The following is a 5,738-nucleotide window of genomic DNA, read 5'->3' on the forward strand; positions in this document are numbered from 1 at the left end:
AATATAGGAATATAGGAATATAGGAATATAGGAATATAGGAATATAGGAATAGTAGAGAAGTGGTGGAGGGAGCTGGATTCGAACCAGCGAAGGCTGAGCCGTCAGATTTACAGTCTGATCCCTTTGGCCGCTCGGGAACCCCTCCACACTAATTTTATTGCATTTGGCCCCACTTAACTTAGCGGTAAGAAAAGTGGTGGAGGGAGCTGGATTCGAACCAGCGAAGGCTGAGCCGTCAGATTTACAGTCTGATCCCTTTGGCCGCTCGGGAACCCCTCCAATGCAACGGCGCTGATAATAGCAAATTGCGTATTTAAGTAAAGAAAAAAGCTAAAGAAAATTGAAATAAAGCCGATAAATATCTATCAGTTACCACAATCGGCTAAAGACTATGCAAATAGATGATTTGTTAATCACAGAGAGTCAGTTAAACAGTAGACTCAATAATAGTGTGCATGAAAATCGCCGTGGCGAATTTGCACTATTATTAGCGATGCTGTCACATGACGCACTCGACTTTAGTCAATTTCATTTACCAAAAACTGAAATAGATAATTTAGTTATAGAAGAAGAGGCGTTAAGAAAGCAATTTGGCGCAGGTCCAAAGCAACTTTTAGCCCCTGATGAATATAATATGTTGGTTGGACAATTTAATGCATCATTAATATCTCAAGAAGGAGCGCGCTGCGGTATGACAAGTATTAAGTTAAGACAATGCTTAAGCCCTGAACCACTTGCGATTAGAAATGATGACAAGCATATTCCACTTAATATAATAGATAACTGTGAGCTTGCCGTCAGAAGAAGAATTAAAAGCGAACAAACCCAACTAGCCAATCCCCCTATAGATGCAGCTGCTTTTTACGACAGCCTTAATAATGATGCAATACATCAACCACTTCAACTTATTGCTGTGTGATATATGATTGTAATAATCACCAGTTAATATATGCTTTATAACGGGTCTGCTTTATATATTTGCTAATAATTGATTTAATGAAAAAAAAGCATCCAAAAATTAAATGCAATTGCTATAATGGCGTCAAATGGTATGACATGAAATGCCATTATCATTAAACCAAGGTAATTAGGAACGTAATGAAGAAAACATTCACGCTAAATCACGAGAAAATCAAATACCCTCGTATGGTTGATGCTGCAAAGCACGAAGTGAAAAAATATTTGAAAAGAGAGCGTAATAAAACGCTACCTGAAGATGCTGACTATTGGGCATTTGACTGTAAGTTTGGTAACACAGCTGAAGATGCGCAAGTTGTGCACGTTGCTGAATTAAGTAACCAAATTGGCGAAATTGAAAAGCAAGGTTTGACCTCTTTCTATGTAGAGATTTTAGCTCGACCTGCTCAACGTCAACAGTTAGATTTAGATGATGACGAATAACACTTAATTTAATTAAGTGTTCGAAGTTTTAAAATGAGCCCAAGTGGCTCATTTTTTGTTTTTATGCATTAAAGATTCACCATAAATCATTTTTATTAGTAACTAATAAGTAGAATTTTAATTTATTAACATTTGCATAACAAAATATAGTGATATAGGGTGTGTTTAATTAAAAAAACAAAACAGTTGTACCATGCCTATAAATTACTCTGACCACCAATTGAAATTAAGCTTAAAGAGCTCTAAGGTACTTGTCGTTGACGATCAGCTATTAAGCTTAATTGTATTAAAAAAAATATTATCAGAGCATTTTAGTATAACAACAACGAGCTGTGGTGAGGATGCGATTGAAATTTGTAAACATAATCCGCCAGATATAATACTACTCGATATTAATATGGAAGGAATGAGTGGTATTGAAACATGTCTAAAATTAAAAAATATATCTGAAACACAAGATATCCCCGTTATTTTTGTAACCTCATCTGAAAATCAAGAAGAAGAGTGCTGGGAAGCAGGGGCTGTAGATTTTATAAAGAAACCAACTAACTCGGAAACTTTATATAGAAGAGTGCGCGCCCATATTACGATGAAATTGCAACATGACTTACTCAATCAAAAAGTATTTCTAGATGATTTAACAAAGGTATTCAATCGTCGTTATTTTGATGCGCATTTTTCTAAAATGGAACGAAGCGCCTTACGAGAAAAAGTCGACTATGCACTATTACTCATCGATATAGACTACTTTAAGCAATACAACGATCTTTATGGTCATGTGCAAGGCGATACGGTTTTAAACCTTGTTGCACAAACTATTACTAATAGTTTGCAAAGGCCAACCGATTTTGTTGCGCGTTACGGCGGCGAAGAGTTTGTAGTTGTTCTACCGCATACAAGCACTGGAGGTGCAATTTGTGTTGCTGATAAAATTAAACAAAATGTGGTCGATTTAGGAATATTACACAGATATTCAGAATATGACTTTGTTACTATTAGTATTGGCGGTGCAACCCTACAACCGTATGTAAATAACAAAAACACCTTGCAGATCGCAGATGAAAAAATGTATGAGTCTAAAATGCAAGGTCGTAACCAAGTGTGTTTTTAAGTTTAGCTAGCTAATAAATCACTTTGCCACTTAAAAACACCTTGTAGGTGATAAATATTAAATAAGATTATTTATTACACGCTATGACATTTTTTGTACTTTTTATTGCTACCACATGGGCAGTCATCATTTCTGCCCACTTTAATATCTTCAACAGGATATATAGTGCCATCTAAATAACGCCATTGAGTGTTTTCTTTAATAAACTGCGATTTTTCGTGAAGCTCACAAAATAAGTTTTGATAAAAATATTGGGCTTTAAATTCTACAGTGCCGGTATCGACATCATGGCTTGACCCAATTACATCAAGATTTATAAATCGACAGCTGTTAGCAAAATCATTGATTTCTTTAACCGGATTTTCAGCTTGTTTTTCTTTTGCGTAGGTTTGATAAACATATTCTGCGTTTTTAATAACATAAGCACTGAATCGTGAGCGCATAAGTTGTTCAGGAGAGTCAGCTTGCTTAACAGATAAGTGAAGCGGCTCGCAGCAATCGGCATAATTGTGCCCACTGCTGCAAAAACATAATGTGGTATTGAGTGAAGTCATAATAATAATACAAAGTCTAAAACATTAGTTTAACAAGCTTATTGGGCGAGTGATATCTCTGTTGTTTGAGACTTTTTAGTAAAACAGTATAGTTTTGTATTCGTTTTACTTAAATCGAACGATAGATTCGTAAGTAGTTGGTTATTAACTATATCGGTCCAGGTAATTACCGCTGCAAAGTTTCCGTTATGTAATGCAGAATTTAATACATACTCTAAATTTACTAGGTGCTTCTGTCTAATAACAAGTAATTTACTTGTATCAATAGAGCATGAGTCAAGTAAAGCTTTGCTAGGTACGTGATCTGGAGCAATTAGTAACGTCCATGCATTAGAGCTATTGTATTGGTGTAATACTTTTAAAAGCTCAAAGGTCGCTGAAATTTCATCTTCAATTTGAATCAAATTCACGCAATCGCTTTGCTCATCTTGCTGGTAACTTTTAACTGTTCTTACGGTAATAGGCTGTAACATAATTTCACTCACTGGGTTTTTATACAGTATTCGTATACAGTAGTTTATACAGTGCTTTCGTGCAAGCCTTTTATGCTATTTATTTGTACAGTTATTCAGCTTTTGATCATTGTTTTTATTTTTTGAATTTATAATTCTTTATTAATCAGATTGTTATGGAATTATTTTTGAGAAGGTATTCTAAAAATAAATTTTTGAGCAGTGTCTTCATTTTGGGGTTTTATACTGTATAGGATTATCTTTGTAACCATATACAGTATTTTTTACACTGCATACAGTACTTCTGCTATAGCTAGCTTATGTGTTTTCACTCGTGCGAGGGATCATATGAGAAAACTGGAGTTGGTGGATTTGTTCGTACAAACTTGCCGCATAACATTGAGCATCTTTAAATCGCTTAGTTTCGATATGTTTGCGTATATCTGTAACCGCTGCAGTGGCAGGGGCGTACCCTTGGCTACTTGCTAAGCTTAACCAAGCTACAGCATGAAATACACTTTGTGGCACGCCTTCACCTTTCACAAAAAATAAACCTAAATAAAACTGTGCTCTATGGTTTCCCGCCATTGCAGCAAGTCGCATCCATTTTGCAGCCAATGGAGCTTGATTATTTTTTAAATAATATAGGGCTTTATTTAACGTACTTTGCTCATCTTTTTTATTATCAACGGGCACAGAGGTGTTTTCGGGTTGAGTAACAAAACCTAAAATATTATCTAGCTGTTGCTCTAAGTCTTGCTCACAAGGTGTTGTTTTAAGCATATTGGTTCATTTATTATTTTAACTACTTTAACAGTTTAGTATATAGCAAGGTAAAATGTCCTGTAAAAGATAATTTTTATGTTAAAATCTCGCCACTTTTTACTATCACAAGTTTATTATGTTCGAAGCCTTATTTAAACTGAGCGAAAATAATTCAACAGTTAAACGCGAATGCGTTGCTGGCCTAACTACCTTTATAACTATGGTATACATTGTATTTGTAAATCCGGCTATGCTTGCAGAGGCTGGGATGGATCAAGGGGCTGCATTTGTAGCGACATGTATAGCAGCTGCGATAGGCTGTTTTATAATGGGTTTATGGGCTAATTATCCATTAGCATTAGCGCCTGGTATGGGGCTAAATGCCTTTTTTACGTATGGTGTCGTATTAGGAATGGGTTATACCTGGCAAGCCGCGTTAGGGGCTGTATTTATGTCGGGTTGTATATTTTTGTTTTTAAGCTTATTTAAAGTCAGAGAGTGGATTATTAATGCCATACCTCTGGTGCTCAAGCGAGCAATCGCAACGGGTATAGGTGCTTTTTTAGCATTAATTGCCCTTAAAAATGCAGGCATTATTGTCTCAAGCCCGGCAACATTAGTACAGTTGGGCGACATTACTTCTCCAGGACCGTTATTGGCTATATTAAGCTTTTTTGTAATTGCAGCGCTTTTATATCGCGACTTTAAAAGTGGCGTGCTTATTAGTATTTTATTAGTGACTGGCATTGCTCTAAGTTTTGGGCTTGTTGAATATCACGGTGTTATGGCTATGCCACCATCAATAATGCCTACTTTTATGCAGCTAGATTTTGCAGCCGCTTTTGATATATCAATGATGAGTGTTATTTTTGCTTTCTTGTTTGTCGATCTTTTTGATACTTCGGGTACATTAGTTGCGGTAACTCAAAAAGCAGGTTTAGCTGATGAAAAAGGTAACATGCCTCGTTTAGGGCGCGCATTAAGTGCTGACAGCTCAGCAACAATTGCAGGTGCGATGCTAGGTACGTCTACGACTACATCGTATATAGAATCGGTTGCTGGTGTATCTGTTGGCGGACGTACTGGCTTAACAGCTGTAGTTGTAGGCATTTGCTTTTTACTAATGATGTTTTTTGCACCGCTTGCACAAATGGTACCGGCTTATGCTACGGCAGGCGCTATTTTATATGTCGCTGTTCTGATGCTGCAAAATTTAAAGTTTGTAAACTGGGATGATATGACCGATGCAATTCCTGTTACTGTGGTATTACTAATGACACCATTAACGTTTTCGATTGCGCACGGTATTGCACTTGGTTTTATATCTTATACGGCGGTTAAAGTCTTGTGCGGTAAGCAAGATCAAGTCAGTATTAGTGTTTGGATATTAACAGCCTTGTTTGTTTTCAAGTTTGCATTTTTGTCTTAATAGCTAACAAAAAATACAAAAAAGA

7 protein-coding genes and 2 tRNA genes are annotated in these 5,738 nt (G+C 36.2%); 4 read left to right on the forward strand and 5 right to left on the reverse strand.

The features are described 5' to 3' along the window. Positions 1-61 precede the first annotated feature (61 nt). Positions 62-146: transfer RNA gene (locus P20429_RS08990), tRNA-Tyr, on the reverse strand. Positions 147-195: 49 nt separating this feature from the next. Continuing rightward, positions 196-280: transfer RNA gene (locus P20429_RS08985), tRNA-Tyr, on the reverse strand. A 112-nt stretch (positions 281-392) separates the two neighbouring features. On the opposite strand from P20429_RS08985, the gene P20429_RS08980 reads away from it, so the two are divergent. The 3 genes from P20429_RS08980 (at position 393) to P20429_RS08970 (ending at position 2,513) form a co-directional block, all read left to right on the forward strand. Further along, a complete protein-coding gene (locus P20429_RS08980; RefSeq protein WP_007583698.1) occupies positions 393-920 on the forward strand; it encodes a VC2046/SO_2500 family protein in 528 nt (175 codons plus the stop codon). Positions 921-1,099: 179 nt separating this feature from the next. Next, positions 1,100-1,402 (forward strand): DUF6172 family protein, encoded by a 303-nt coding sequence (locus tag P20429_RS08975; protein WP_002961433.1) that lies wholly within the window; start codon positions 1,100-1,102, stop codon positions 1,400-1,402. 193 nt (positions 1,403-1,595) lie between these two features. After that, complete coding sequence (locus tag P20429_RS08970; protein WP_007583701.1) at positions 1,596-2,513, forward strand: diguanylate cyclase; 918 nt, start codon at positions 1,596-1,598, stop codon at positions 2,511-2,513. 74 nt (positions 2,514-2,587) lie between these two features. Here the strand turns inward: P20429_RS08970 and P20429_RS08965 are convergent, their stop codons facing one another. The 3 genes from P20429_RS08965 to P20429_RS08955 form a co-directional block, all read right to left on the reverse strand. Further along, on the reverse strand, positions 2,588-3,067 hold the full coding sequence (locus P20429_RS08965) for a YchJ family protein (protein WP_007583704.1): 480 nt from the start codon (positions 3,065-3,067) through the stop codon (positions 2,588-2,590). 38 nt (positions 3,068-3,105) lie between these two features. Continuing rightward, on the reverse strand, positions 3,106-3,540 hold the full coding sequence (locus tag P20429_RS08960; protein ID WP_007583705.1) for a SulA-like leucine-rich domain-containing protein: 435 nt from the start codon (positions 3,538-3,540) through the stop codon (positions 3,106-3,108). Positions 3,541-3,837: 297 nt separating this feature from the next. Then, positions 3,838-4,302 carry a tetratricopeptide repeat protein gene (locus tag P20429_RS08955; protein ID WP_007583707.1) on the reverse strand — a complete coding sequence of 155 codons (465 nt, stop codon included), beginning with the start codon at positions 4,300-4,302 and terminating at the stop codon, positions 3,838-3,840. 118 nt (positions 4,303-4,420) lie between these two features. On the opposite strand from P20429_RS08955, the gene P20429_RS08950 reads away from it, so the two are divergent. Continuing rightward, positions 4,421-5,713: an NCS2 family permease gene (locus P20429_RS08950; RefSeq protein ID WP_007583709.1), complete on the forward strand. Its 1,293-nt coding sequence runs from the start codon at positions 4,421-4,423 to the stop codon at positions 5,711-5,713. Positions 5,714-5,738: the final 25 nt, after the last annotated feature.

This window comes from Pseudoalteromonas sp. BSi20429, from assembly GCF_000238895.1.
Classification (GTDB): Bacteria; Pseudomonadota; Gammaproteobacteria; order Enterobacterales; family Alteromonadaceae; genus Pseudoalteromonas; species Pseudoalteromonas arctica.